Annotated in this window: 23 protein-coding genes; 12 read left to right on the forward strand and 11 right to left on the reverse strand. The window is 70.4% G+C overall.

The genetic code is table 11. The annotated features are described in order from the left end of the window. Positions 1 to 177: 177 nt before the first annotated feature. Positions 178 to 1,482 (reverse strand): lysophospholipid transporter LplT, encoded by a 1,305-nt coding sequence (gene lplT, locus ACOQFS_RS16595; protein ID WP_421563928.1) that lies wholly within the window; start codon positions 1,480 to 1,482, stop codon positions 178 to 180. Between the two features lie 160 nt (positions 1,483 to 1,642). Here lplT and alr point away from each other — a divergent pair, with 160 nt between their 5' ends. Both alr and ACOQFS_RS16605 read left to right on the forward strand, forming a co-directional pair. Continuing rightward, the gene (alr, locus tag ACOQFS_RS16600; protein WP_421563929.1) at positions 1,643 to 2,761 is read left to right on the forward strand and encodes an alanine racemase; all 1,119 of its coding nucleotides are present in this window, start codon (positions 1,643 to 1,645) and stop codon (positions 2,759 to 2,761) included. 176 nt (positions 2,762 to 2,937) lie between these two features. After that, positions 2,938 to 3,813, forward strand: coding sequence for a hypothetical protein (locus ACOQFS_RS16605; protein WP_421563930.1), 876 nt, complete (start codon positions 2,938 to 2,940; stop codon positions 3,811 to 3,813). A gap of 248 nt (positions 3,814 to 4,061) precedes the next feature. On the opposite strand, the gene ACOQFS_RS16610 is transcribed toward ACOQFS_RS16605, so the two are convergent. Beyond that, positions 4,062 to 4,559 carry a MarR family winged helix-turn-helix transcriptional regulator gene (locus ACOQFS_RS16610; protein WP_421563931.1) on the reverse strand — a complete coding sequence of 166 codons (498 nt, stop codon included), beginning with the start codon at positions 4,557 to 4,559 and terminating at the stop codon, positions 4,062 to 4,064. Positions 4,560 to 4,644: 85 nt separating this feature from the next. Between ACOQFS_RS16610 and ACOQFS_RS16615 the strand changes: the two genes are divergently transcribed. Further along, complete coding sequence (locus tag ACOQFS_RS16615) at positions 4,645 to 5,451, forward strand: siderophore-interacting protein (protein ID WP_421563932.1); 807 nt, start codon at positions 4,645 to 4,647, stop codon at positions 5,449 to 5,451. 21 nt (positions 5,452 to 5,472) lie between these two features. On the opposite strand, the gene ACOQFS_RS16620 is transcribed toward ACOQFS_RS16615, so the two are convergent. Then, positions 5,473 to 6,363, reverse strand: a complete 891-nt coding sequence (locus ACOQFS_RS16620; protein ID WP_421563933.1) for a LysR family transcriptional regulator ArgP — start codon at positions 6,361 to 6,363, stop codon at positions 5,473 to 5,475. 82 nt (positions 6,364 to 6,445) lie between these two features. Here ACOQFS_RS16620 and ACOQFS_RS16625 point away from each other — a divergent pair, with 82 nt between their 5' ends. Then, complete coding sequence (locus ACOQFS_RS16625; protein WP_421563934.1) at positions 6,446 to 7,057, forward strand: LysE/ArgO family amino acid transporter; 612 nt, start codon at positions 6,446 to 6,448, stop codon at positions 7,055 to 7,057. A gap of 39 nt (positions 7,058 to 7,096) precedes the next feature. On the opposite strand, the gene ACOQFS_RS16630 is transcribed toward ACOQFS_RS16625, so the two are convergent. From ACOQFS_RS16630 to ACOQFS_RS16640, 3 genes are all read right to left on the reverse strand, one after another. Further along, positions 7,097 to 7,711, reverse strand: coding sequence for a glutathione S-transferase family protein (locus ACOQFS_RS16630; protein ID WP_421563935.1), 615 nt, complete (start codon positions 7,709 to 7,711; stop codon positions 7,097 to 7,099). 135 nt (positions 7,712 to 7,846) lie between these two features. Further along, the gene (locus ACOQFS_RS16635) at positions 7,847 to 8,824 is read right to left on the reverse strand and encodes a 2-dehydropantoate 2-reductase (protein ID WP_421563936.1); all 978 of its coding nucleotides are present in this window, start codon (positions 8,822 to 8,824) and stop codon (positions 7,847 to 7,849) included. Between the two features lie 196 nt (positions 8,825 to 9,020). Continuing rightward, positions 9,021 to 9,854: an aldolase/citrate lyase family protein gene (locus tag ACOQFS_RS16640; RefSeq protein ID WP_421563937.1), complete on the reverse strand. Its 834-nt coding sequence runs from the start codon at positions 9,852 to 9,854 to the stop codon at positions 9,021 to 9,023. 97 nt (positions 9,855 to 9,951) lie between these two features. Here ACOQFS_RS16640 and radA point away from each other — a divergent pair, with 97 nt between their 5' ends. From radA to ACOQFS_RS16675, 7 genes are all read left to right on the forward strand, one after another. Continuing rightward, positions 9,952 to 11,331, forward strand: coding sequence for a DNA repair protein RadA (gene radA, locus ACOQFS_RS16645; RefSeq protein ID WP_421563938.1), 1,380 nt, complete (start codon positions 9,952 to 9,954; stop codon positions 11,329 to 11,331). Positions 11,332 to 11,391: 60 nt separating this feature from the next. Then, complete coding sequence (locus ACOQFS_RS16650) at positions 11,392 to 11,829, forward strand: glycerate kinase (RefSeq protein WP_421563939.1); 438 nt, start codon at positions 11,392 to 11,394, stop codon at positions 11,827 to 11,829. A gap of 40 nt (positions 11,830 to 11,869) precedes the next feature. Further along, positions 11,870 to 12,808: a branched-chain amino acid transaminase gene (locus ACOQFS_RS16655; protein ID WP_421563940.1), complete on the forward strand. Its 939-nt coding sequence runs from the start codon at positions 11,870 to 11,872 to the stop codon at positions 12,806 to 12,808. A 5-nt stretch (positions 12,809 to 12,813) separates the two neighbouring features. After that, positions 12,814 to 13,020: a zinc-finger domain-containing protein gene (locus tag ACOQFS_RS16660; protein WP_421563941.1), complete on the forward strand. Its 207-nt coding sequence runs from the start codon at positions 12,814 to 12,816 to the stop codon at positions 13,018 to 13,020. Positions 13,021 to 13,035: 15 nt separating this feature from the next. Beyond that, complete coding sequence (locus ACOQFS_RS16665; protein ID WP_421563942.1) at positions 13,036 to 13,851, forward strand: glycosyltransferase family 2 protein; 816 nt, start codon at positions 13,036 to 13,038, stop codon at positions 13,849 to 13,851. Positions 13,852 to 13,904: 53 nt separating this feature from the next. Continuing rightward, positions 13,905 to 15,149 carry an O-antigen ligase family protein gene (locus ACOQFS_RS16670; protein WP_421563943.1) on the forward strand — a complete coding sequence of 415 codons (1,245 nt, stop codon included), beginning with the start codon at positions 13,905 to 13,907 and terminating at the stop codon, positions 15,147 to 15,149. A gap of 128 nt (positions 15,150 to 15,277) precedes the next feature. Next, the gene (locus tag ACOQFS_RS16675; RefSeq protein ID WP_421563944.1) at positions 15,278 to 16,252 is read left to right on the forward strand and encodes a glycosyltransferase; all 975 of its coding nucleotides are present in this window, start codon (positions 15,278 to 15,280) and stop codon (positions 16,250 to 16,252) included. A gap of 145 nt (positions 16,253 to 16,397) precedes the next feature. Here ACOQFS_RS16675 and ACOQFS_RS16680 read toward each other — a convergent pair whose 3' ends face one another. Both ACOQFS_RS16680 and ACOQFS_RS16685 read right to left on the reverse strand, forming a co-directional pair. Then, positions 16,398 to 17,531 carry an NAD(P)H-dependent flavin oxidoreductase gene (locus tag ACOQFS_RS16680; protein WP_421563945.1) on the reverse strand — a complete coding sequence of 378 codons (1,134 nt, stop codon included), beginning with the start codon at positions 17,529 to 17,531 and terminating at the stop codon, positions 16,398 to 16,400. A 46-nt stretch (positions 17,532 to 17,577) separates the two neighbouring features. Then, complete coding sequence (locus tag ACOQFS_RS16685) at positions 17,578 to 18,483, reverse strand: LysR family transcriptional regulator (protein ID WP_421563946.1); 906 nt, start codon at positions 18,481 to 18,483, stop codon at positions 17,578 to 17,580. 54 nt (positions 18,484 to 18,537) lie between these two features. Here ACOQFS_RS16685 and ACOQFS_RS16690 point away from each other — a divergent pair, with 54 nt between their 5' ends. Beyond that, positions 18,538 to 19,806 (forward strand): YbfB/YjiJ family MFS transporter, encoded by a 1,269-nt coding sequence (locus ACOQFS_RS16690; protein WP_421563947.1) that lies wholly within the window; start codon positions 18,538 to 18,540, stop codon positions 19,804 to 19,806. On the opposite strand, the gene ACOQFS_RS16695 is transcribed toward ACOQFS_RS16690, so the two are convergent. The 3 genes from ACOQFS_RS16695 to ACOQFS_RS16705 form a co-directional block, all read right to left on the reverse strand. Further along, positions 19,792 to 21,093 carry a HAMP domain-containing sensor histidine kinase gene (locus ACOQFS_RS16695; RefSeq protein WP_421563948.1) on the reverse strand — a complete coding sequence of 434 codons (1,302 nt, stop codon included), beginning with the start codon at positions 21,091 to 21,093 and terminating at the stop codon, positions 19,792 to 19,794. The two genes, ACOQFS_RS16690 and ACOQFS_RS16695, sit on opposite strands and share 15 nt — an antisense overlap. Positions 21,094 to 21,189: 96 nt before the next feature. Next, positions 21,190 to 21,918: a response regulator gene (locus tag ACOQFS_RS16700; RefSeq protein ID WP_421563949.1), complete on the reverse strand. Its 729-nt coding sequence runs from the start codon at positions 21,916 to 21,918 to the stop codon at positions 21,190 to 21,192. Between the two features lie 215 nt (positions 21,919 to 22,133). Continuing rightward, a complete protein-coding gene (locus ACOQFS_RS16705) occupies positions 22,134 to 23,540 on the reverse strand; it encodes an AmpG family muropeptide MFS transporter (protein ID WP_421563950.1) in 1,407 nt (468 codons plus the stop codon). Between the last annotated feature and the right edge of the window lie 119 nt (positions 23,541 to 23,659).

Raw genomic sequence — 23,659 nt, forward strand, 5'->3', positions numbered from 1 at the left:
AGCGCTTGATGGATAAGCGCAAACAGCTATCAAAAATATAGTTACATGGCGACGCCGCCAGGGCGCGCCGGTAAAAACTGGCGCTCCCTGAAGCCAGCGCACACGTGGAGCTGGCTTTGCCAGGCCACCGGGTGCGTCCCCCTCCGGGGAAAGCGGCGCAGCCGCTCAGGGGGCTTCTCAATGGTGCGTATCGTGCCGCGCGATGTTCAGCAGATGCTCCACCTCTTCGCGGTGGTGCTCGCAGTTGTGGGCATGCCAGCGCTGGATGACCCACATGATGCCGGCCACCACCACGCCAAACGCCGTGATGGCGCCAAACGCCGACAGGCCCAGCTTGGTGGACAGGCTGTAGAACGCGCCCAGCCCCAGGATGCAAGCCTGCTCATTGAAGTTCTGCACGGCGATAGAGCGGCCCGCGCCCATGAGGTTGTGGCCCCGGTGCTGCAGCAGCGCGTTCATGGGCACCACCAGAAAGCCGCCCAGCCCGCCCAGCAGGATCAAGAACGGCACGGCCACCCACACGTTGCTGATGAAGTTCATCAGGATGACGAGCAGCCCCATCGCAATGCCCAGCGGCATCACGCGCGTGGCCATGTCCAGGCGCATGCGCATGGACGCCACCACCGCCCCCACGGCGGTGCCGATGGCCACCACCCCCACCAGCGCCGAGGCCTGCGTGGTGCTGTAGCTCAGCGCGGCCGCGGCCCAGGCCAGCACGATGTAGCGCAGGTTGCCCGATACGCCCCAGAACAGCGTGGTGGTGGACAGCGAGATCTGGCCCAGGCGGTCGTTCCACAGGCGGCGGTTGCACACCCAGAAGTCGGGCACCAGGGCCAGTGAATTGGCCAGCACGCTGCGCGACGCGTCGTGGCGCATGGGCCGCATCTCCACCCCGGTGTGCGGGATGCGGGTGTTGAACCAGGCCGCGATGACGTAGACCACGATGAGCGCGGCAATGGCTGCCTGCGGCGCCGTGTCGATGCCGGTGTCCACCAGCGGAAGATCGATGGACAGCAGGGCTGACGATATGGTGGCGCCCACCAGCTGCCCGCCCAGCAGCACGCCGAGGATGATGGACGCGATGGTCAGCCCCTCGATCCAGCCATTGGCCTTGACCAGCTGTGAGGCCGGCAGCAGCTCGGTGAGGATGCCGTACTTGGCCGGCGAGTAGGCTGCCGCGCCCAGGCCCACCACGGCGTAGGCGATCAGCGGGTGCGTGCCGAACAGCATCATCAGGCAGCCCACCACCTTGATGGCGTTGCTGATGAACATGACCCGGCCCTTGGGCAGCGCGTCGGCGAAGGCCCCCACGAACGGGGCCAGCACCACATAGAACAGCGCAAACATGGGCACCAGCGCAGCGCGCTGCCATTCGGGGGCGCCCCCGGTGCGCAACAGTTCCACCGCCGTCACGAAAAGTGCATTGTCGGCCAGCGAGCTGAAAAACTGCGCCGACATGATGGTGTAAAAACCGCGCTTCATCGAATGGCTGTGGGGCGCATCAGCAGGACTGATGACCGGTAAATGTGAGGAATCGTAGCGAGGGACAGGCGGTTATATCACGCGGATAAACGGTCACAGTGCCAGAATCCTTCGCGTATTCCCGCTGGTCATTTCCTCCCCATTTCACCGACAACCGCCCATGCCACGCCCCATCCACGCCACCATCCACACCGCCGCCCTGCACCACAACCTGGCCCGCGTGCGCCAGGCGGTTCCGGATGCCAAGGTGTGGGCGGTGGTCAAGGCCAACGCCTATGGGCACGGCATCGAGCGGGCCTATGAGGGGCTGCGCGGCGCCGACGGTTTTGCGCTCCTGGACCTGGCCGAGGCCGAGCGCGTGCGCCAGCTGGGCTGGCGCGGCCCCATCCTGCTGCTGGAGGGCGTGTTTGAGGCGCGCGACCTGGAGCTGTGCTCGCGCCTGGGGCTGTGGCACGCCGTTCACTGCGACGAGCAGATCGACATGCTGGCCGCCCACAAGACGCAGGTGCCGCACCGCGTGTTCCTCAAGATGAACTCGGGCATGAACCGGCTGGGGTTCCGCCCGGAGCGCTATCGCGCGGCCTGGGCGCGGCTCAACGCGCTGCCGCAGGTGGACGAGATCTCGTTCATGACCCACTTCAGCGACGCCGATGGCCCGCGCGGCGTGGCCCACCAGATGGCCATCTTCAACGCCGCCGCGCAGGACCTGCCCGGCGAGCGCACGCTGAGCAACAGCGCCGCCACCCTGCGCCACGCCGCCGCCGACGAGCGCGTGCGGGCCGACTGGGTGCGTGCGGGCATCGCGCTGTATGGCAGCGCGCCCGACTACCCGGAGAACGACGCCGCGCGCTGGGGCACGCGCCCCACGATGACGCTGGCCACCCGCCTCATCGCCACGCAGCAGCTGCAGGCCGGCGACACCGTGGGCTATGGCTCGCGCTTCACGGCCGACGGCCCGCTCACCATCGGTGTGGCGGCCTGCGGCTATGCCGACGGCTACCCGCGCCACTGCGACACGGGCACGCCCGTGCTGGTCAATGGCATCCGCACGCGCCTGGTGGGGCGGGTCAGCATGGACATGCTGACGGTGGACCTCACGCCGCTGATCGCAGCGGGTGTGCCCGTGGGCTTTGGCAGCGAGGTCACGCTGTGGGGCCAGGCCAGCAACGGCGCCGTGCTGGGCGTGGACGAGGTGGCCAGCGCAGCGGGCACCGTGAGCTGGGAACTGCTCACGGCCCTGGCCCAGCGCGTGCCCGTGGCGGTGGACGGCGAGGGCTAACGAAGCAAGCCGCGCCGCGCGCGACGCAACAAGTCCATAGAAGAACAGAGAAGGAAGACGCCGGAACTGCGCACCTTGTCACACCGGGCCGGCCGCACCGCACCATGGCCGCGGCCGGTCCGGCCCCCAATGGGGTGAAATGGCGGGCACCGCAAACACCCCACTGCCTGTCTCCCATGGCCACCCCCCCACCTCGTCCTGATTCACCCGCTTCTTCGGTCCCACGCCAGCGCGGCAAGCCCGCGCGTTCCAGTTGGCGCGCGGTGCGCATGCCCAGCCACGGCAGCGTGGCGCGCAGTTTGCAGCAGCGCTATCGCCTGCGCTGGCACGGCCTGCTGATCGGCAGCTTCACCCTGCTGCTGATGTGGTGCACCTCGCACGTGCAGATGCTGCTGGGGGTGGAGTCGCTCGCGCTGCGCTACCTGGTCACGCTGTCGGTGGGATACCTGGCCTACCTGCTGGTGCTGCGCGCCTGGGCCGCGCGGCTGGTGCGGCGCAAGGACCGCGCGGACGACAGCGACTTCGGCAGCCTGGATGTGCCGGACTTTTCCGGGCCCGGCGGCACTGCGTCGGGCGGCGGTGCGCGGGTGCCCATGCCGCGCAGCGGCGGAGGCGACTTTGGAGGGGGCGGCGCCTCGGGCGATTTTGGGGCGGGCGTGGCGGACGGCGCGGGCAGCGCCCTGGGCGATCTGGCCAGCGGCGCGGCCGAGGCCGTGGGCAGTGCCGACGACGGCGCGGTGGTGGTGGTGCCCGTGGTCGCCATCTTCCTCATCGGCGCGGCGCTGGTGCTGGGTGCGGGCTCGCTGGCCATGCTGTTCTTCGGGTGGGACGTGCTGCTGACCGTGGCGGTGGAGCTGGCCTTCTCCGTGGCCACCGCGCGCGCCGCCGTGGGGGTGGAGCGCGAGGGCTGGCTCACCGCCGCCGTGCGCCTGACCTGGAAGCCCCTGCTCGGCGCGCTGATCTGCGCCGTGCTGCTGGGCGCCAGCATCGACCACTTCCTGCCCGGCGTGCAGTCGCTGCCGCAGGCGGTGCGGGTGTTGCAGGGTGGGTGAGTGGTGGAGTGGTGACTATAAAAATCATAGCTGTCAGCGCACGCCAGATAAGCGCTGAAGGCTGTTTTGTCTTGAATTTTTGGGGAGCCCACCCGCGTCAGCCCGCGCGCGCGCCGGCCGTGAGCGCGCTGCGGTAGCGTCGACTTCAGGGCACGGTGGCCGCGTGCTGGGGCGTGACGGCCGGGGTGCGGCGCGTGGCCTGGCTGCGGCCGCTGTTCGGTCTGCCGCAGGCGCGCTGCTGAGGGGGCTCACCGCTGCGCAGTGGCGTGGCGGTGGGGGCGGTGATGGCCGCAGTGACCAGGCTCGCCCAGCGCGTCCAGGTTGGCGCGCAGGCGGCCCAGCAGGGACAGCAGCTGGGCCTGGGTGTCGCCATCGCAGTTCTGCAGCAGCGACGCCGACAGCGCCTGGCGCGACGCCCGCAGTGCCTTGAACACCGCCTGGCCCTCGTCGCTGAGGGCCAGGCAGCGGCTGCGCTTGTCCTCGGCGTTGGGTGCGCTCTGCAGCCAGCCCTTGTCCTGCAGCATGCCCACCATGCGCGCCACCTGCGCCTTGTCGGCGCCGCTGTGGGTCACCAGCTCCTTCTGCGTGGCACCCGGGTGGCGGCCCACAAAGTTCAGCGCGCGCACTTCATTGAGGGTGAGGTCCGGGTGCACGGCCGCCATGGCCCGCACCATGTGCGCGCGGTAGGCATGCATCAGGTCGTGCATGGCTTCAAAGACATCGGGCGTGGGCTGGCGGGGCGGCATGGTGAAGGAATGTGGGCGCGCCAACAGGTTGACAAAATCAACTTATCGGCGCATGATTTGGTTGACTGAATCAACATTTTAGATCATGAACGCACCGCTACCCGCCTCCGCCATGCCCTCCCTCGCCATCGAACGCGTCCGCCATCCCCTGCAGGCCCGCCACCTGCAGGTGGTGCGGCGCACCCAGGTCAGCCCCGGCTTTGTGCGCCTCACCCTGGCCGGCCCCGAGCTGGCAGGGTTTGTGAGCGCCGGGTTTGACGACCACCTCAAACTCATCCTTCCTGCGCCCGGGCAGGACCGCCCCACCTTGCCCACGCTGCAGGACGGCCGCCCGGTGTATGACGGCCCGCGCCCCGTGCTGCGCGACTACACGCCCGCGCGCTTTGATGCGGCAGCGGGCGAGCTGGACATCGAAGTGGCCCTGCACGACGCAGGCCCCGCCACCGACTGGGCGGCCCGCGCCGCCGTGGGCGACTGGGTGGGCATTGCCGGGCCGCGCGGCAGCATGGTCGTGCCCACGGGCTTTGACTGGCACTGGCTGCTGGGCGACGAAACTGCGCTGCCCGCCATCGCCCGCCGCCTGGCCGAGCTGCCCGGCAGCGCCGTGGCCACCGTGCGCATCCAGGTGGCCAACCCCGCCGACCAGCGTGTGCTGGCCAGCGCGGCGCAGGTGGATCTGCAGTGGGTGCGCGCGCTCCCCGCCGCCGTCGAAGCTCTTGCGCTGCCGCCCGGCGCGGGGTTCGTCTGGGCCGCAGGCGAGCACAGCGACATGGCCGCCGTGCGCCGCGCCGTGCTGGCCAAGCCGGGTGTGGACGCAAAACGCATGCGCATCTCCGCCTACTGGAAGCGGGGCGCCGCCGATCACCACGAAGACCTGGCCAGCGCCGCATAGTCGGCGCGCGCGATCTTTCTCTCAGCGCAGCAGCGTCAGCGCTGCCGCCTGCTGCACCGCCTGGGTCATGTGCTGCAGCGCCTGCACGTTCAGCCGCCAGCACTGCCAGTACAGCGGCACATCCACGGGCTTGCCCGCAATCAGTTCCACCAGCGTGCCGGCTTTCAGGTCGTTCTCCACCATCGGGTCGGGCGTCATGCCCCAGCCCAGGCCCGCGCGGGTGGCGGCGACAAAAGCGTGCGCCTCGGGCACCCAGTGCACGGGCGGCGCGAGCTTGCGCCGCGTGATGCGGCCCGCAAAACGCGCCTGCAGCGCATCTTTGCGGTTGAAGACCAGCATGGGCGCCAGCGCCAGTGCGGCGGCGCTCACCCCCTGCGCAAAGTGCCGCTGCATGAAAGCGGGGCTCGCCAGCGCGCGGTAGCGCAGCGTGCCCAGGGGCAGCACCTGGCAGCCCTGCACGGGCTGCGGGTCGGCCGTCACGGCGGCCATCACGCGGCCTTCGCGCAGCAGGTTGGCCGAATGGTCCTGGTCTTCCACATGGATGTCGAAGGTGACGGACTGCCCTTCGGCGGCCCGCGCCATGGCGTGGGGAAACCAGGTGGCCAGCGAATCGGCGTTCACCCCAATCGCCAGCCGCGTGGTGCGGTGCGGGCCGCCGCCGCCGATGGTGGCCAGCGCGTCGGCCTCGCTCAGCGCCACCTCGCGCGCATGGCGGTACAGCGCCTGCCCGGCCTCGGTGGGCGTGCACGGCGTGGCGCGGCGCACCAGCACCTGGCCCACGCGCTCTTCCAGCAGCTTGATGCGCTGCGACACCGCCGAGCGCGTGACATGCAGCACGGCGGCCGCGCGCTCGAAGCTGCCCTCGTCGATCACGGTGGCAAAGGCGTTGAGCTGGCCCGAGTCGAGCTGCATGGTTGGGGTGGTTAGCGATTCTGACGGATCGTTAAAAAGTATAGCTGGCGGCAACCGCGCGCCGTGCCCACAATCCGCCTCCATGGTCTCCACGGCATTCATTCACGGCTTCACCTCCACCGCCATGCTCATCATGGCCATCGGCGCGCAGAACGCCTTCGTGCTGCGCCAGGGCCTGCGCCGCGAGCATGTGCTGCCCGTGGTGCTGGTGTGCGCGCTGTCGGACGCGCTGCTGCTGCAGGTGGGCGTGTGGGGCATGGGCGGGGTGCTGCTGGCGCGGCCCGAATGGGCGCAGGCCATGCGCTGGGCGGGCGCGCTGTTCCTGCTGGCCTATGCGGTGCAGACGGCTGCGCGCGCCCTGCGCCCCGGCCAGCTGCTGGTGACCGCTGGCGGCCCGGGCGCCAGCCTGCGGGCCACGCTGGCCACCGTGGTGGCACTCACCTGGCTCAACCCGCATGTGTACCTGGACACCGTGGTGCTGTTGGGCACCATGGCCACGCCGTACCCGGCCTGGGGCCGCGCGCTGTTTGCGGGGGGCGGCGCGCTGGCCAGTGCGCTGTGGTTCCTGGGCCTGGGCTTTGGTGCGCGCAAGCTCGCGCCGCTGTTCGCCACGCCCGGTGCCTGGCGCGTGCTGGATGCCGTCACCGCCACCACCATGCTGGTGCTGGCGGCGGTGATGGCCTGGGGCGCCTAGTCTTACTGAACCAGAGAAACCGGCGGCGTGCCGCCCCGGTCAGGCCAGCGCGCGCTGCACCGCCGGGCGCTGTTGCACGCGCTGCGCGTGGGCCAGCACCTGGGGGAAGCGGGCAATGTCCACGCCATCGCTCTGCAGCCACGTGCCGATGGTGAACAGGTAGCCGTCGGCCACCGTGTACTGCTCGCCCATCACCCAGGGGCCGCCGCGGAGGTACTGGCTCTCGATGAAGTCAAAGCAATCCGCCATGTTCTGCGGCACCTTGCGCTGCATGGCGGCCTGGGCCTCGGGCTCGTCGGCCCAGCGGCTGGCGCGCGGGCGGTGGGCGTGGGCGATGTGCACGGTGGACGCGAGGTAGCTGTGGAATTCCTGCAGCCGCGCGAAGCCGTGCGGGTCGGTGGGCGCCAGCCGCGCCTCGGGAAAGCACTGCGCCACATAGGCCAGCAGCGCGGGCGTTTCGGTCAGCGTGCCCTGCGGCGTGGCCAGCGCGGGCACGCGGCCCTTGGGGTTCACGGCCAGATATTCGGGCGTGCGCTGCTGGCCGGCGGCAAAGTCCACGCGCACCAGGGTGTAGGGGGCGCCCGCTTCTTCCAGGGCGATGCGCACGGCCTGCGCGCAGGTGCCGGGGGTGTAGTAGAGAGTCAGGTCGGTCATGGCAATTGAAAAGATGCTATTGAAAAGTGAGCTGTCGGCGCTTTATGGATAAGCGCTGAAGGCGGTTTTTATGCAATATCTGGATACGGCTTCGCTGGTTCGCCGGGCGCACCCCGGCGGTCCAGGGCCACGCCTTCAATAGAGCCCGCGCGTCTGGGCCATCAGCCGCACCAGGCCCAGGAGCGCATCGGTGTGCGGCGTGGGCGTGCCGGTGAACTGGCCCAGCTCGCGCACGGCGCCCACCAGGGCGTCGATCTCCATGGGCTTGTTCGCCTCCACGTCCTGCAGCATCGAGGTCTTGAAGGCACCGAGCTTGCGCGTGACGGCATGGCGGTCCTCGGGTTGCTGCTCGATGGGCAGGCCGATCTTCTCGCCAATGGCCTTGGCCTCCAGCATCACGGCGCTGACAAAGCCGCGCACCAGGTCGTCGTCCAGGATGCGGTCGGTGGTGGCCCCCGTGAGCGCGCTGATGGGGTTGATCGTCATGTTGCCCCACAGCTTGAACCAGATGTCCTTCTGGATGCAGGCCGAGACCTCGACCTCGATGCCGCCGAGCTGCAGGCACTGCGCGAGGTGCTGGAGCCGGTCGCTGTGGCTGCCGTCCGGCTCGCCCACGATCAGGCGGTTGCCGAAGTTCTGCTTCACGAAGCCCGGCGCCTCCAGCGCGCAGCTGGTGTGCACCACGCTGCCGACCACCTGGTGCGCGGGGATGGCGCGGGCGATCACGCCACCCGGGTCGACCGAGGCCAGTGCGCGGCCTTGGGCGGGGCCGCCAAAGCCGTCCAGAAACCACCAGGGCACGCCGTTCATGGCGGTGAGCACGAGGGTGCCCGGCCCGATCAGCGGCGCCATGGCGCGCGCTACGTCGGGCAGGCCGGGGGCCTTCACCGCGACCACCACCAGGTCTTGCACGCCCAGGGCCGCCGGATCGGCCGCCGCCTTCACGGCCACCTGGGCCACCGTGCCGTCGGGGCGCCGCAGGCGCAGGCCCTCGGCCTGCAGCGCGGCCAGCGTGGCGCCACGCGCGACCAGGCTGACATCGCCGCCTGCGTGGGCCAGGGCCACGCCCAGCCAGCCTCCGATGGCGCCGGCGCCGTAGATACATGCTTTCATAGGTATTGGTCCTTGGTTGTGTTCATAGGTGTGAAGAGAGGTTGGCGGCGGGCACGCCGCCAGCGCGATCGCTGCTGGGCGAAACCGCTGCCATCCCCCGCCCGTTCGGGCTGAGCCTGTCGAAGCCCTGCGCCGCGCTTCGACAGGCTCAGCGTGAACGGGTGGCGGGCGGTGCGGGCCATTTGCTGTCTGGTATTCAGTAGCCTGCGGGCCGTGGTGCCGCTGCAGCGTCCGCACCGGAGCGAAACCGCGCCAGCAGCGCCTGCGCGGCGCTGGTCAGCAGCATGGTGTCCACCCCCACGGCCACAAACAGCGCGCCGGCCGCCAGCCACTGGCGCGCCTGCGATTCGGTGGTGGCCAGGATGCCGGGTGCCTTGCCCGCGCGGCGGATGCGCGTGATGCCATCGTGGATGGCGGCCTGCACCTCGGGGTGGCCCGGGTTGCCCGGGTAGCCCATCGACGCCGACAGGTCGGCCGGGCCGATGAACACGCCCTCCACGCCGGGCGTGGCGGCAATGGCGTCAAGGTGGCCCAGGGCCTGCACCGTCTCCGCCTGCACCAGCAGGCAGACCTGCTGGTTGGCCTCGTGCACATACTGCGGATAGGCCTGCCAGCGCGACGAGCGGGCCAGCGCACTGCCCATGCCGCGCACGCCCTCGGGTGCGTAGCGTGTGGCGCGCACCAGCTGCTGCGCCTGCTCGGGCGTGTCCACCATGGGCACCAGCAGGGTTTGCGCGCCGATGTCGAGATACTGCTTGATGAGGGCGGTGTCGCCCACCGGCACCCGCGCAATGGCGTGGGGCGCGCGGGCCCCCGGCGGCAGCGCGCCGGACGCGCTGGCAATCGCCTGCAGCTGGTGCAGGATGGAGCGCAGGTCGTTGGGCGCGTGTTCCCCGTCGACCAGCAGCCAGTCGTAGCCCGTGCCCGCGAGGATTTCCGCGCTGTAGGCGTCGGCCAGGCCCAGCCACAGGCCGATCTGCGCCTCGCCCCGGGCCAGGGCCTGCTTGAAGGTATTGGTGGGTGTGTGCATGGCGTGCATTCTTGCCGATGACCGGGGCAGGGCGCAGCGACCGCGCCGCTATAGTCGGCAACCCGCGCGCCCGTACCCACCGAATCCCCTGCTCCTCATGGCCAAAGACAAAACCCTTTTCACCTGCAGCGAATGCGGCGGCACCAGCCCGCGCTGGTTGGGCAAGTGCCCGGCCTGCGGCGCCTGGAACACGCTGGTCGAGACGGTGGCCGAGGCCGGCCCAGGCAAGAACCGCCTGAGCGCGCCCCAGGGCTACGCGGGGCTGGCCCACGCGCAGCCCGTGATGCCGCTGGCCGCCATCGACGCGCAGGACGTGGCCCGCACCCCGAGCGGCATCGACGAGCTGGACCGCGTGCTGGGCGGCGGCATCGTGGAAGGCGGCGTGGTGCTGATCGGGGGCGACCCGGGCATCGGCAAATCGACCCTGCTGCTGCAGGCTATGGACGCGCTGCAGCGGGCGGGCCTGCCCACGCTGTACGTGACGGGCGAAGAGAGCGGGGCGCAGGTGGCGCTGCGTTCGCGGCGCCTGGGCATCGAAGGCAGCCAGGTGCAGCTGCTGGCCGAGATCCAGCTCGAAAAGATTCTGGCGACGGTGGAGGCCACCCAGCCCGCCGTGGTGGTGATCGATTCCATCCAGACCACGTACTCCGACCAGCTCACCAGCGCGCCGGGCTCGGTGGCCCAGGTGCGCGAATGCGCGGCGCACCTCACGCGCATGGCCAAGGGCACGGGCATCGCCGTCATCCTGGTGGGCCATGTGACCAAGGAGGGCGCGCTGGCCGGCCCGCGCGTGCTGGAGCACATGGTGGACACAGTGCTGTATTTCGAGGGCGACACGCACAGCCAGTTCCGCCTGGTGCGCGCCATCAAGAACCGCTTTGGCGCCGTGAACGAGATCGGTGTGTTTGCGATGACGGAGAAGGGCCTCAAGGGCGTGAGCAACCCGAGCGCGATTTTTTTGAGCCAGCATGCCGAGCCCGTGCCCGGCAGCTGCGTGATGGTGACGCTGGAAGGCACGCGCCCCATGCTGGTGGAGATCCAGGCCCTGGTGGACACCGGCGGCCCCAGCCCCCGGCGCCTGTCCGTGGGCCTGGACAAGGACCGCCTGGCCATGCTGCTGGCCGTGCTGCACCGCCACGCCGGCGTGGCCTGCATGGACCAGGACGTGTTTGTGAACGCCGTGGGCGGCGTGCGCATCAGCGAGCCCGCGGCCGACCTGGCGGTGATGCTGGCCATCACCTCCAGCCTGCGGGGCAAGCCCCTGCCCCGGGGCTTCATCGCGTTTGGCGAAGTGGGCCTGGCCGGCGAGGTGCGCCCCGCACCGCGCGGGCAGGAGCGCCTGAAGGAAGCCGCCAAGCTGGGCTTCAGCGTGGCCGTGGTGCCCAAGGCCAATGCGCCGAAAAAGCCCATCGAGGGGCTCACCCTCCACGCGGTGGAGCGGGTGGAGGAAGCGATGAACGTGGTGCGAGGGCTGTAGACAGGTTCTACGCAATGCCCACAGCCTCCGATCGATGAGGCCGTACGACAATCACCCCCCATGAATCTGCGCAATATCCTCGTGCCCCTGGGGCTGGTGGCCCTGGTGGTCTTTGGTTTCAACGCCTACGGCTGGCCCGGCGTGGCTGCCGTGGTGGGCGGCATGGTCATGTGGGGGCTGCTGCATTTCACGCGGCTCATGAACGTGATGAAGAAGGCCGCGAACCGGCCCATGGGCTATGTGGGCAGCGCCGTCATGCTCAACGCGCGGCTGCAACAAGGCGTCAGTCTCATGCACGTGGTGGCCATGACCCAGTCGCTGGGCGAGCAGCTGTCCGAGCCGAACGCCGACCCCGAGGTGTACCGCTGGAAGGACGGCACGGAGTCTTCGGTGACCTGCGAATTCCGCCAGGGCAAGCTCGTCAAGTGGGAGCTGGTGCGGCCCGCGCCTGCGGCCGACGGGGCGCCCCCCGCCGATTCGCCCCCCGCAGGCCCGTAAAATCGCGGGTTTTGCGACCCACAGCAAACAAAGGACCCCCATGAGCCCCGTAGTTCCCTCGATGGCCGACCGTGACGGCAAGATCTGGATGGATGGCCAGATGGTGGACTGGCGCGACGCCAAGATCCACGTGTTGACCCACACCCTGCACTACGGCTGCGGCGCGTTCGAAGGCGTGCGCGCCTACAAGACCGCCGACGGCACCGCCATCTTCCGGCTGGAGGAGCACACCGACCGCCTCTTCAACAGCGCCAAGATCCTGCGCATGAAGATCCCGTTCACCAAGGAAGAGGTGAACGAGGCCCAGAAGGCCGTGGTGCGCGAAAACAAGCTCGAATCCGGCTACCTGCGCCCACTGACCTGGATCGGCTCGCAAAAGCTGGGCGTGTCGCCCAAGGGCAACCAGATCCACCTGATGGTGGCGGCCTGGGCCTGGGGCGCCTACCTGGGCGAAGAAGGCATGAAGCGCGGCATCCGCGTCAAGACCAGCAGCTACACGCGCCACCACGTCAACATCACCATGACGCAGGCCAAGGCGGTCAGCAACTACACCAACTCCATCCTGGCCAACATGGAAGCGCTGGACGACGGCTACGACGAGGCCCTGCTGCTCGACAGCTCGGGTTTTGTGAGCGAAGGCGCGGGCGAGAACATCTTCGTGATCAAGAACGGCGTGATCTACACGCCCGACCTGTCGGCCGGTGCGCTGAACGGCATCACGCGCAACACGGTGTTCCACATCGCCAAGGACCTGGGCCTCGACATCGTGCAAAAGCGCATCACCCGCGACGAGGTCTACATCGCCGACGAGGCCTTCTTCACTGGCACGGCCGCTGAAGTCACGCCCATCCGCGAGCTGGACCGCATCGAACTCGGCAGCGGCAGCCGCGGCCCGATCACCGAAAAGATCCAGAGCGCCTTCTTCGACATCGTGAATGGCCGCAATCCAAAGTACGCCCACTGGCTCAGCAAGGTCTGAAGAACATGTCCCAAGCATCCGTTGAACTCCTGGCCAAGGATCTGAACGCCCAGGGCGGCGTCTTTTGCCCCAGCCCCAAGGCCGACATGAAGCTGTGGAACACCCACCCCAAGGTGTACCTGGACGTGGCCCGCACGGGCGAGGCCAAGTGCCCGTATTGCGGCACGGTGTACCGCCTCAAGGCAGGCGAGCACGTCCACGCCGGCCACTGATCGGTTGCCGGCTTGATGCCCGTTGCCACCGGCGGCGCAGCGGCGCCGCCCACGTTGACCGTCGCGGTGCTGACCCACAACGAGGCGCACCGCATCGAAGCCTGCCTGAAGAGCGCCGCCTTTGCCGACCAGCTGCTGGTGGTGGACAGCGGCAGCACCGACGACACCGTGGCCATCGCCCAGCGCCTGGGCGCGGAAGTCCACAGCCACCCCGACTGGCAGGGCTTTGCCGTGCAGCGCAACCGGCTGCTGGCCCATGCGCGGGGCGACTACATCTTCTTTCTCGACGCCGACGAGGTCATGACCCCCGCCTTTGCGCAGGAGCTGCAGGCCATCGTGCGCTCGGGCGAGCGCGCGGTGTGGACCATCCGCTGGCGCATGGTGGCCTATGGGCACGAGCTGAAATACTTCCGCGCGCAGTCGCAGATCGAGCGGCTGTTCGTGCGCAGCATGGTGGCGCAGTACACCGGCGTGGTGCACGAGCAGGCCGAGCTGCACCCCGAGCCCGGCGGCGCGCCCGTGCCGCGCCGGCTGATGCGCGCGCGGCTGCTGCACTACTCGCGCACCACGGTGCGCGGCAGCCTCGAAAAACTCACGCAGTATGTGATGCTGGGCGCGGCCAAGCGGGCCGAAACCGGCAAAAAGGGCGGCGTGCTGCGCGGCCTGGCCTCGGGCACGTCGATGTTCGTGCGGCTGTACGTCTTTCGCCTGGGCTTTCTGTGCGGCGGCGCCGGGTTTCTGTACTGCTTCTTCGTGGCGCTGGAGGGGTTCTTTCGCTACGCCGCACTGCACTATGACCGGGACGGCCTGACCGGCCGGGTGGTGCGCTGATGGGGTTGCAGCGGCAGCCGGAAAACGCGCAACCCCTGCCCGAGGGCGCGCGCATGAAAGCGTTCCGCCGGTGTGCCAGCATCGGCGCGTTCCTGGTGCCGGGCCTCGCGCTGTGGCTGCCCTCGGGGTATTCGTATGGCGCGGTGCTGCTGCTGCTGGCGGCCCTGGCCAGCGCGCCGGTGTGGGCGCGCCAGAGTGCGCCGCGCGTGGCCTGGTGGCTCACGGCGGCCTTTGCCTGCATGGCCGCGCTGTGGATGCTGGACATCGGCCCCACCTGGGGCTGGGGCAGCATGGACCGGCCGCTCAAATACCTGCTGGCGCTGCCCTGCATCTTCTATCTCATGGTGTTCGAGCCGCGCGCGTCGTGGCTGTGGATGGGCATCGCCGTGGGTGCCGTGGGCAGCGGGCTGGTGGGCCTGTACCAGGTGGAGCTGCTGGGCCTGCCGCGCGCCAACGGCCATACCAACGCCATCCAGTACGGCAACCTGAGCATGCTGCTGGCCGTGATGAGCGGGCTGCTGCTGGTGGTGCAGTGGCGGCGCTGGGTGGCGTGGCAGCGGCTGCTGCTGGCCGCTGCGGTGGCGCTGGGCGTCACGGGCTCGCTGCTGTCGCAGTCGCGCGGCGGCTGGCTGGCGCTGGTGCTGCTGGTGCCCGTGTGCGCCTGGCTGCTGGTGCACACCACGGGGCAGCGGCGCGTGTACTGGGGGCTGTGCGGCCTGGCGGTGGCGGCGGCCTTCATGTCGCAGCTGCCGGCCGTGGAGCAGCGGGTGGACGAGGCGCGCCAGGAGGTGCAGGGTTACAAGGACCATGGCGAGGGCCGCAACTCGGTGGGCCACCGCCTGGCGCACTGGCGCCTGGCCTGGGACATGGGCTGGGACCGGCCCCTGGCCGGCTGGGGCCGCGAAGGCTACGAGGCCGAGAAGAAGCGCCGCGTGGCCGCCGGCCAGGCGCATCCCATCGTGCTCGAGTTCAGCCATGCGCACAACGAGGTGCTGGACCTGTTCGTCAAGCGCGGCCTGCCCGGCGTGCTGCTGCTGCTGGGGTTCTACGGCATCCCGCTGGTGATGTTCTGGCCCCGGGCGGAGCGCATCCGCGACAGCGCGGGCCGCATGGACCGTGAATCGCTGTCGCTGTGCCTGGTCGGGGTGATGCTGCCCCTGTCGTACATGGGCTTCGGGCTCACGCAGGTCTTCCTGGCCCACAACAGCGGCAACATGTTCTACCTGTTCATGTGCCCGCTGGTGCTGGCGGCGCTGCACCAGCGCCGCGCGCGCCTCGGGTGTCCCCGTCCGGTTTAGATGAAGCACCCCCTGAGTCGCTTTGCGCCTTCCCCCTCTCTCGCCTTGCGCTGCAAGTCGGAACGGGGAACGCAGCCCTCGCTGCGGGCGGTGCTGAGCGCCACAGACTCCTGAGAGAGATATTCCCCATGCACATCCTGCTGGTCAACAACTCCCCCATCCCCGTCTACGGCTATGGCGGCACCGAGCGTGTGATCTGGGACCTGGGCAAGACGCTGGTGCAGCTGGGCCACCGCGTGAGCTACCTGGTGCCCGAGGGCTCCACCTGCGACTTCGGCCAGGTGCTGCCCATCCGGCCGGATGAGCCCTGGGACGGCCAGATCCCGGCCGGTGTGGACGTCACCCACTTCCAGTTCAACCCGCGCACCGAGCTCGCCAAGCCCTACCTGGTGACGGAGCACGGCAACGCGCGCAAGCCCAAGCCGCTGCCGCGCAACACGGTGTTCCTGTCGCGCGACCACGCGGCGCGCTATGGCTCCACCGAGTTTGTCTACAACGGCCTGGACTGGAGCAGCTACGGCCCGGTGGACTTCCAGGCGCCGCGCCCGCGCTACCACTTCCTGGGCAAGGCCGCCTGGGGCGTGAAGAACGTGCGCGGCGCCATCAAGGTGGCCAAGATGGCGGGTGTGGAGCTCGATGTGCTGGGCGGCGACCGCATCAACTTCAAGCGCGGGTTCCGCTGGACCTTGTCGCGCAAGATCCACTTCCACGGCATGGTGGGCGGCACGGTCAAGACCGGCCTGCTCAACGCCTCGCGCGGGCTGATCTTCCCGGTGCGCTGGCACGAGCCCTTTGGCCTGGCCATCATCGAAAGCCTGTATTTCGGCTGCCCGGTGTTTGCCACGCCTTATGGCGCGCTGCCCGAGCTGGTGCCGCTGCACTGCGGCACCCTGTCGGCCGAGGCCGGCGTGCTGGCCGAGGCCGTGCGCGGCAACCGGTTTGACGCCCGCGCCTGCCACGACCACGTGGTGCAGCACTTCGGCGCCGAGCGCATGGCGCGCAACTACCTGCGCATGTACGAGCGCGTGCTGGCGGGCGAGCAGATCAACGCCCAGGCGCCCGTCATCCAGGGCCCGGCGCGCGAGCTGCCCTGGCGGCAGTGAGGCATGCCTCCGGTCCGTTCGGGCTGAGCCTGTCGAAGCCAGGCGCCTGCGCGCCATTCCCCGGCCCGGCGCCGCTGAAAATTTGAATAAAAATAGCCCTCAGCGCTTATCCATCAAGCGCTGACAGCTATCAAATTTATAGTGTCTATGCCGATTCGGCCTGCGCCCGCAGCGCGGCCATGGCGGCGCGCCACTCCGCCGCCAGCGTGGCCACCAAGTCTGCCGCTGGCATGGGGCGCACGCCCGCCACGCCCTGGCCGGCCCACAGCGAGAGGTGGTCTGCGCGCCCCGCTTCGGCCGATGCGCGGCGCAGCGCGCCGGTGAGAGCGTTCTGCACCGGGTAGGGCGGCACGCTGCGCTCGTCGGCCTTCAGCGCCTCCATCATGCGGTTGACGATGCCGCGCGCGGGCCGGCCCGAGAAGACGCGCGTGGTGCGTGTGTCGGTGGGCCCGGCCTGGGTCAGCGCGGCGCGGTAGGCCGGGCCGATGGCCGATTCCGGGCAGGTCAGAAAGGCCGTGCCCATCTGCACCGCCTGCGCGCCCAGGGCCTGCGCCCCCGCCATGCCGCGCCCGTCCATGATGCCGCCGGCCGCGATGATGGGCGTGGACGGCAGCGCGTCCACGCACTGGCGCACCAGCGTCAGCGTGCCCAGCATGCTGGCCTCGAAGTCGTCCACCGACGGCCCGGCGGGCGGCGGCGCGGCATCGTCGCCGGGCGACAGAAAGGTGCCCCGGTGGCCCCCCGCTTCCATGCCGGACGCGCAGACCGCGTCCGCCCCCACGGCCACCCAGGCGCGGGCCTCGGCCACGGTGGTCGCGGTGCCGATGACACAGCTGCCCACCGCCTGCAGGCGCGCCACCTGCGCCGCCGTGAGGATGCCGAAGGTGAAGCTGGCCACGGCCGGGCGCGCGGCCACCAGGGCCTCGAACTGCGCGGCGAAGTCTTCGCACCACTGCGCCGGCCGCTGCGGCACCAGGCCGAATTCGGCATAGAACGGCGCCAGGCGCTGCAGCGCGGCCTGCACCGTGGCCTCGTCGGGCACGGGCGTGGCCTGCACGAACAGGTTCATGCCGAAAGGCCGGTCGGTGCGGCGGCGCACGTCGGCGGCGGCTTCGGCCATGGCGGCGGGCGAGCGCATGCCGCAGCCCAGCATGCCCAGCCCCCCGGCGGCCGACACGGCGGCGGCCAGCGCCGGGGTGTCGGAGCCCGTCATGGGCCCCTGGATGAGGGGCAGCACAAGGCCCAGGCGGGTGGTGAGCGGGGTGGGGGACGATGGCATGGGCGACTCCGGGCGGCAGGCAGTGAAAAAAAAAGAAGGAAACCAATCAGGCGATGGAAGCTGAGGCAGGCGCGTGTCCGGCCCCGGCGCGGCGCGTGTCCAGCAAGGTGGCCAGCAGCGCATCCAGCGCGGGCGACTGGTAGCCGCGCCGGCGCACCAGCACCGTGTCGCACTGCGCCAGCGGCACCCACTGCAAGGCCGGGGGCTCGCGCATCAGGTCGACCACGGCCTGCGGCACCACGCCCGCGCAGCGCCCGGCGGCCACACAGGCCAGGATGGCGTGGTACGAGGCCAGCTCCAGCACGCGCGGCGGGTTGCCGCTTTGTTGCTGCAGATAGGCTTCGCCCAGGCGGCGATAGGTGCAGCCGGTGCCGAACGCGGCCAGCGTATCCAGCTGCAGGTCCGCCGGCGTGCGCACGGGCGGGTGGTTGGCGGGCAGGGCCAGCAGCAGGGTTTCGGCAAACACCGGGGTGGTGTCCACCGGCGCTTCGGCGGTGTCGATGCCCGGCGGCGGCCAGGCCACCAGCGCGCAGTCGGTCTGGTGGGCCAGCACCTGCTCCACGAGCTGGCGCGACGGCGCGGTGGACAGCTCCAGCACCAGCGCCGGCCACTGTGCATGCAGCCGCGCCAGCGGCTGGGGCAGGCGCGCGGCGGCCGTGCTTTCCATGGCGCCCAGGCGCAGCCGCCCGCCGGGCACGCCGGGGTGCACCGACTGGCGCGCCTCCTCCGCCAGCGCCAGAAGCCGCTCGGCATAGCCGCGCAGCGACTCACCCGCCGGCGTCAGCACCATGCGCCGGCCCTCGCGCAAGAACAGCGTGGCGCCCAGCTGCTCCTCCAGCTGCTGCACCCGCGTGGTCACGTTCGACTGCACGCGGCCCAGCTGCTCGGCGGCGCGGGTCACGCTGCCTTCGCGCGCCACGGCGTAGAAGATCTCCAGGGCGGCCAGGTCCATGATGGTTCTCTTTATGAGATGATTTGTTTTAAATAGATCTCAAAACAGAATCATATGCCGGAAACCCCCACCCCGGAAGCCCAGGCCCTGGCGCCGCTGCCCGAGCGCCCCCTGGCCGTGGCACTGGCTGGCATGGCCGCGCTGGCGGTGGCCATGGGCATCGGCCGGTTTGCCTTCACCCCTCTGTTGCCCATGATGCTGCACGACGGCGTGGTCACCCTGGCGGGCGGCAGCTGGCTGGCCACGGCCAACTACCTGGGGTATCTGATCGGCGCGCTGGCCTGCATGGCCCTGCCCTGGGTGGCGCCACGGGCGCGGCAGCGCTGGCATGCGGCGCGGCTGGCACGCTGGGGCCTGGGCGCCACCGTGCTGCTCACCCTGGGCATGGCGCTGCCGCTGCCCGGCGCCTGGCCCACCCTGCGGTTTGCGGCGGGGGTGGCCAGCGCGCTGGTGTTTCTCAACATATCGGTGTGGTGCATGCTGCGGCTGGTGGCGCTGGGGCAGGCGGCCCTGGGCGGGCTGATCTTCTGCGGGCCGGGGCTGGGCATCGTGCTCACGGGCCTGTCGGCCAGCGCCATGGTGGCGCTGGGCTGGCCTGCGGCGGCGGGCTGGGCGGTGTTCGGGCTGCTCAGCGTGGGCCTGTGCGCGGGCATCTGGCCCGTGCTGCAGGGGCTGGCGCTGCCCGCGCCGCCCGGCGCGGTGCATGCAGCGGGCCCGGCAGACGCGGGCCACGGCCCGTTGGCGCGCACGGGGCTCACCCTGGCCTATGGCCTGGCGGGGCTGGGGTACATCGTCACGGCCACGTTTTTGCCGGTGATTGCGCGGGCTGCGCTGCCCGCCGGCTCGCCCTGGCCCGACCTGTTCTGGCCGCTGTTTGGCGCGGGCGTGGCGCTGGGCGCGCTGCTGTCCACCCGCACCCCGGCCGCCTGGGACCGGCGCTGGCTGCTGGTGGGCGCCTATGCGGCGCAGGCCGGGGCCATCGTGCTGAGCCTGGTGTGGCCGGGGCCGCTCGGCTTTGCGCTGGGCAGCCTGCTGCTGGGCTTGCCGTTCACGGCCATCACCTTCTATGCCTTGCAAGAGGCGCGGCGCGTGTGGCCTGCGGCGGGCGACAGCTTTCCGGGCCTGCTCACCGCCGCCTACGGCATCGGCCAGATCGCGGGCCCGCCCATGGTGGCGTGGATGCTGCACCGTGCGGCCACGCAGGGGCAGGGGTTTGTGCATGGCCTGGCCGTGGCCGCCGGGGCGCTCGTGCTGGGGGCAGGGCTGTATGCGGCCATGGCGTGGCGCTGGCCGCTGGCGCAGCGCCCGTCAGCGGGGCGCTGACGGGCCGGACGCTTGCGCTGCGGCCAGGGGCAGGGTCAGCACGAAACAGGCCCCGCTCTCGCCATCGGGCCGGTCCTGGCAATGCACGGTGCCCTGGTGGCGCCCGGCAATGGAGCGCACCAGCGCCAGGCCCAGGCCCACGCCACCCGCGCGCTCGCTGGCGCCGGGCAGGCGGTAGAAGGGCTCGAAGATGCGCTCGCGCTGGCCGGGCGGCACGCCCGGGCCCCGGTCGCAGACCTGGACCTCGGCGCGCCCATGGCGGCGGTGCACCACCACGGTGATCTCGCCGGTGCTGTAGCGGCGCGCGTTCTCCAGCAGGTTGCGCAACGCCCGGCGCAGCAGCTTGGCCACGCCGTGCACCTCCAGCGAATCGGGGCTGGCGCCCACGTCCAGGTCGGCGTCCACGCGGGCGCATTCCTCCGCCGCCAGGCCCACCAGGTCCACCCGCTCCACCGTGCCCACATCGGCCTCGCGCGCGTCCAGCCGGCTGGCCAGCAGGATCTCGTCCACCAGCTGGTCCAGTTCGGCGATGTTGCGCTCGATCTCGGCACGGAAGGCGGGCGAGGGCTGCTGGCCGCCCATCAGCTCCAGGCCCATGCGGATGCGGGTGAGCGGCGAGCGCAGCTCGTGCGAGGCGTTGGCCAGCAACGACTTGTGCGACTGCACGAGGTTTTCCACACGCTCGGCGGCGGCGTTGAACTGGCGGGCCAGGTCGGCCACCTCGTCCAGCCCCTGTTCGGGCACGCGCACCGACAGGTCGCCCTCGCCGAACTTCTGCACGCTGCGCTGCAGGGTTTCGAGCCGCAGCGTCAGGCGCCGGATGATGGGGTACACGCCCAGCGCCACCGCCACGCCCACGATGCCCAAGAGCCACAGAAAGCCGAAGGGTGGGCGCGTCCAGAACGCGGCGCTGCCCTGGTGGGCCCCCCCTGGGCGGCCGCCGCGCTCGCCGCGTTCACCGCGTTCACCCCGCTCGGCCCGGGGCGGCCGCGGCGCGAGCTGCAACACAAAGGTCTGGCCGCTCGGGGTTTCAATGCGAAATTCCGAGCCCTCGCCCGGCTCGCTAGGCTGGCGCGTGCCCAGGCCCTGCACCAGCACGTTGCCGGACGGGTCGCGCAGCACCATCTCGCGCGAGGGCGGCACAAAGGGCTGCGCGCTTTGCGCCTTCTGCTCTTCCGCAAACCGCCAGGCCCAGCCCACCGCCAGCGTCAGCACCGCCATGCCGCCCACCACGGCCAGCCAGATGCGCAGGTACAGACGGCGGGAGAAAGGATTGGTCAGGGACATGGCAGCTACATCGCCCCGGGCGGGTCGCCCTCCCGCAGCGCACAGCGCTGCGAGAGAAGGGGGAGGCGGCGCAGCCGCGCAGGGAGATGCACGCGATCAGTCCTGCTGCTTCGCGAACACATAGCCCACGCCCCGCACCGTGAGGATGCGGCGGGGGTTCTTGGGGTCGGCCTCGATGGCCGCGCGGATGCGGCCCATGTGCACGTCGATGCTGCGGTCAAACGCCTCCAGCTCGCGGCCGCGCACGGCCTCCATGATCTGGTCGCGCGTGAGCACGCGGCCCGCGCGCTCGGCCAGGGCCACCAGCAGGTCGAACTGGTAGGAGGTGAGGTCGGCCGGCTGCCCGCCCACGGTGACGGTGCGCGCGTCGCGGTCGATCTCCAGCGAGCCGAAGCGCAGCGCCTGCGTGGCAGCGGCGGCGCTGGCGCCGTCGGTGCGGCGGCGCAGGATGGCGCGGATGCGTGCGAGCAGCTCACGCGGCTCGAACGGCTTGGGCAAATAGTCGTCGGCGCCCAGCTCCAGGCCGATGATGCGGTCCATGGGGTCACCCTTGGCCGTGAGCATCAACACCGGCACCTGCGCGGCCGCACCCTGCAGCGACCGGATGCGGCGGCACACCTCCAGGCCGTCCATGTCGGGCAACATCAGGTCCAGGATCACCAGATCGGGCAGCGACGTGGCCGCGCCCTCGCCCTGCAGCTCTGCCAGCCCGCTCTTGCCGTCCGCCCTGTGGGTGACCTGCAGGCCCGACTGGGCCAGGTACTCGCCCACCATCTGCGCGAGGCGGGCATCGTCTTCAATCATCAGCAGTTGGGAGGAGCTCATGGGCGGCAGTGTAGTGAGAACCTGTTCTGGGGTGCGGGGGCTGGCAAGGAGCCCCGGGGCCCGTGGCCGACGCGCGGCGCGGGGCTGCAAGCCGGGCAGGCCATGCTCGCGTGCGGGCGTCTCCCCGCGTTGAAGGCTTCGTAAAGATGCGGTAAACCGATGCACCGCCCGCGGTGTAGAGTGCTGCAAAATTTATAGCTGTAAATCGTTGCGCATCAAGCGCTGGGCGGTGTTTTTACTCTGGATGCCAGCCACACCAGGGCCAGCACGGGCACGCCCAGCAGGGCCGTGGCGGTGAAAAACTGCGCATAGCCGTACGCGTCCACATACCCGCCCGAGAAACCCGCCACAAACTTCGGCAGCATCAGCATCATCGAGCTGAACAGCGCGTACTGCGTGGCCGAATAGCTCACGTTGGTGAGGCTCGACAGGTAGGCGATGAACGCGGCCGATGCGATGCCGCTGGCCAGGTTGTCGGCCGACACCACGGCGATCAGCGCGGTCACGTCGTGCCCATGGCCGGCCAGCCAGGCAAACAGCAGGTTGCTGGCGGCGCTCAGGATGGCCCCCAGCATCAGGATGCGCATCACGCCAAAACGCATCGACAGCACGCCGCCCACAAACGCGCCCACCAGCGTCATGACCACGCCGTAGACCTTGGTCACGGCGGCCACCTCGTCCTTGGTGAAGCCCATGTCCACATAGAACGGGTTGGCCATGATGCCCATCACCACATCGCTGATGCGGTAGACGGCGATGAGCGCGAGGATGAGCGCTGCGTGCCAGCCGTAGCGGCGCAGGAAGTCGGCAAACGGCGCCACCAGTGCGCCCTGGATCCATTCGGCCGCGTTCTTGGCCGGCGGCAGCTGCACCGGCGCGGGTTCGCGCGAGAACAGCACGGTGACGATGCCCACGGCCATCGACGCCGCCATCACCAGATAGGCCATCTGCCAGGCGCCGTTCTGGTACGCGGCCGCACCTTGCGCCAGTGCCGCGCCCAGGGCCGGGGACACCTCGGCGCGCGCCGCAATCCACAGCACGCCGGCGCCGGCCCAGATCATCGCAAGCCGGTAGCCGGTCTGGTACGACGCGGCCAGCGCCGCCTGGTGGTCGGCATCGGCCGATTCGATGCGGAAGGCGTCCAGCGCGATGTCCTGCGTGGCCGAGCCGAAGGCCACGGCCAGCGCGCACCACACGATCGGGCCCAGCGCCTCGCGCGGGTCGGCAAAGGCCATGCCCGCAAGGCCCGCCACGATCACCAGCTGCGCCAGCAGCAGCCAGCTGCGCCGCCGCCCCAGTGCCCGCGTCAGCCCCGGGATGGGCATGCGGTCCACCAGCGGCGCCCACACCCACTTGAAGCCATAGGCCAGCCCCACCCAGCTGAGATACCCGATGGTGCTGCGGTCGATGCCCGCCTCGCGCAGCCGGAACGAGAGCGTGCCCAGCACCAGCAGCAGCGGCAGGCCCGCCGCAAAGCCGAGGGTGAGCATGCGCAGGCTGGCGGGCTCCAGGTAGACGCGCAGGGTCTGCAGCCAGGGGGTGCGTGCGGGCTTGCCGGGCGCGGCCGGCGGTGGGGCGGAGGGATCGGCGCTGGGGACGGAAGTGGTGGAGGTGTCTGACATGGACGAGAAGCGGGTTTGTCTATCATCGCTGGCACCCTGGTGCTAAGAACGTGTTTACGATCTCCCAGGGGTCGCGCAGCGGCCTGGTCGGGATGGGATGCCAGGCGCGGTGCGCAGTG

Origin of the sequence: Paracidovorax sp. MALMAid1276, assembly GCF_049198005.1 — a bacterium.
Lineage (GTDB): Bacteria > Pseudomonadota > Gammaproteobacteria > Burkholderiales > Burkholderiaceae_C > Acidovorax.

Bases quoted from the DNA above. Each gene is read 5' to 3' on its own strand.
- lplT (WP_421563928.1), bottom strand. From the start codon at position 1,482: ATGAAGCGCGGTTTTTACACCATCATGTCGGCGCAGTTTTTCAGCTCG.
- alr (WP_421563929.1), top strand. From the start codon at position 1,643: ATGCCACGCCCCATCCACGCCACCATCCACACCGCCGCCCTGCACCAC.
- ACOQFS_RS16605 (WP_421563930.1), top strand. From the start codon at position 2,938: ATGGCCACCCCCCCACCTCGTCCTGATTCACCCGCTTCTTCGGTCCCA.
- ACOQFS_RS16610 (WP_421563931.1), bottom strand. From the start codon at position 4,559: ATGCCGCCCCGCCAGCCCACGCCCGATGTCTTTGAAGCCATGCACGAC.
- ACOQFS_RS16615 (WP_421563932.1), top strand. From the start codon at position 4,645: ATGAACGCACCGCTACCCGCCTCCGCCATGCCCTCCCTCGCCATCGAA.
- ACOQFS_RS16620 (WP_421563933.1), bottom strand. From the start codon at position 6,363: ATGCAGCTCGACTCGGGCCAGCTCAACGCCTTTGCCACCGTGATCGAC.
- ACOQFS_RS16625 (WP_421563934.1), top strand. From the start codon at position 6,446: ATGGTCTCCACGGCATTCATTCACGGCTTCACCTCCACCGCCATGCTC.
- ACOQFS_RS16630 (WP_421563935.1), bottom strand. From the start codon at position 7,711: ATGACCGACCTGACTCTCTACTACACCCCCGGCACCTGCGCGCAGGCC.
- ACOQFS_RS16635 (WP_421563936.1), bottom strand. From the start codon at position 8,824: ATGAAAGCATGTATCTACGGCGCCGGCGCCATCGGAGGCTGGCTGGGC.
- ACOQFS_RS16640 (WP_421563937.1), bottom strand. From the start codon at position 9,854: ATGCACACACCCACCAATACCTTCAAGCAGGCCCTGGCCCGGGGCGAG.
- radA (WP_421563938.1), top strand. From the start codon at position 9,952: ATGGCCAAAGACAAAACCCTTTTCACCTGCAGCGAATGCGGCGGCACC.
- ACOQFS_RS16650 (WP_421563939.1), top strand. From the start codon at position 11,392: ATGAATCTGCGCAATATCCTCGTGCCCCTGGGGCTGGTGGCCCTGGTG.
- ACOQFS_RS16655 (WP_421563940.1), top strand. From the start codon at position 11,870: ATGAGCCCCGTAGTTCCCTCGATGGCCGACCGTGACGGCAAGATCTGG.
- ACOQFS_RS16660 (WP_421563941.1), top strand. From the start codon at position 12,814: ATGTCCCAAGCATCCGTTGAACTCCTGGCCAAGGATCTGAACGCCCAG.
- ACOQFS_RS16665 (WP_421563942.1), top strand. From the start codon at position 13,036: ATGCCCGTTGCCACCGGCGGCGCAGCGGCGCCGCCCACGTTGACCGTC.
- ACOQFS_RS16670 (WP_421563943.1), top strand. From the start codon at position 13,905: ATGAAAGCGTTCCGCCGGTGTGCCAGCATCGGCGCGTTCCTGGTGCCG.
- ACOQFS_RS16675 (WP_421563944.1), top strand. From the start codon at position 15,278: ATGCACATCCTGCTGGTCAACAACTCCCCCATCCCCGTCTACGGCTAT.
- ACOQFS_RS16680 (WP_421563945.1), bottom strand. From the start codon at position 17,531: ATGCCATCGTCCCCCACCCCGCTCACCACCCGCCTGGGCCTTGTGCTG.
- ACOQFS_RS16685 (WP_421563946.1), bottom strand. From the start codon at position 18,483: ATGGACCTGGCCGCCCTGGAGATCTTCTACGCCGTGGCGCGCGAAGGC.
- ACOQFS_RS16690 (WP_421563947.1), top strand. From the start codon at position 18,538: ATGCCGGAAACCCCCACCCCGGAAGCCCAGGCCCTGGCGCCGCTGCCC.
- ACOQFS_RS16695 (WP_421563948.1), bottom strand. From the start codon at position 21,093: ATGTCCCTGACCAATCCTTTCTCCCGCCGTCTGTACCTGCGCATCTGG.
- ACOQFS_RS16700 (WP_421563949.1), bottom strand. From the start codon at position 21,918: ATGAGCTCCTCCCAACTGCTGATGATTGAAGACGATGCCCGCCTCGCG.
- ACOQFS_RS16705 (WP_421563950.1), bottom strand. From the start codon at position 23,540: ATGTCAGACACCTCCACCACTTCCGTCCCCAGCGCCGATCCCTCCGCC.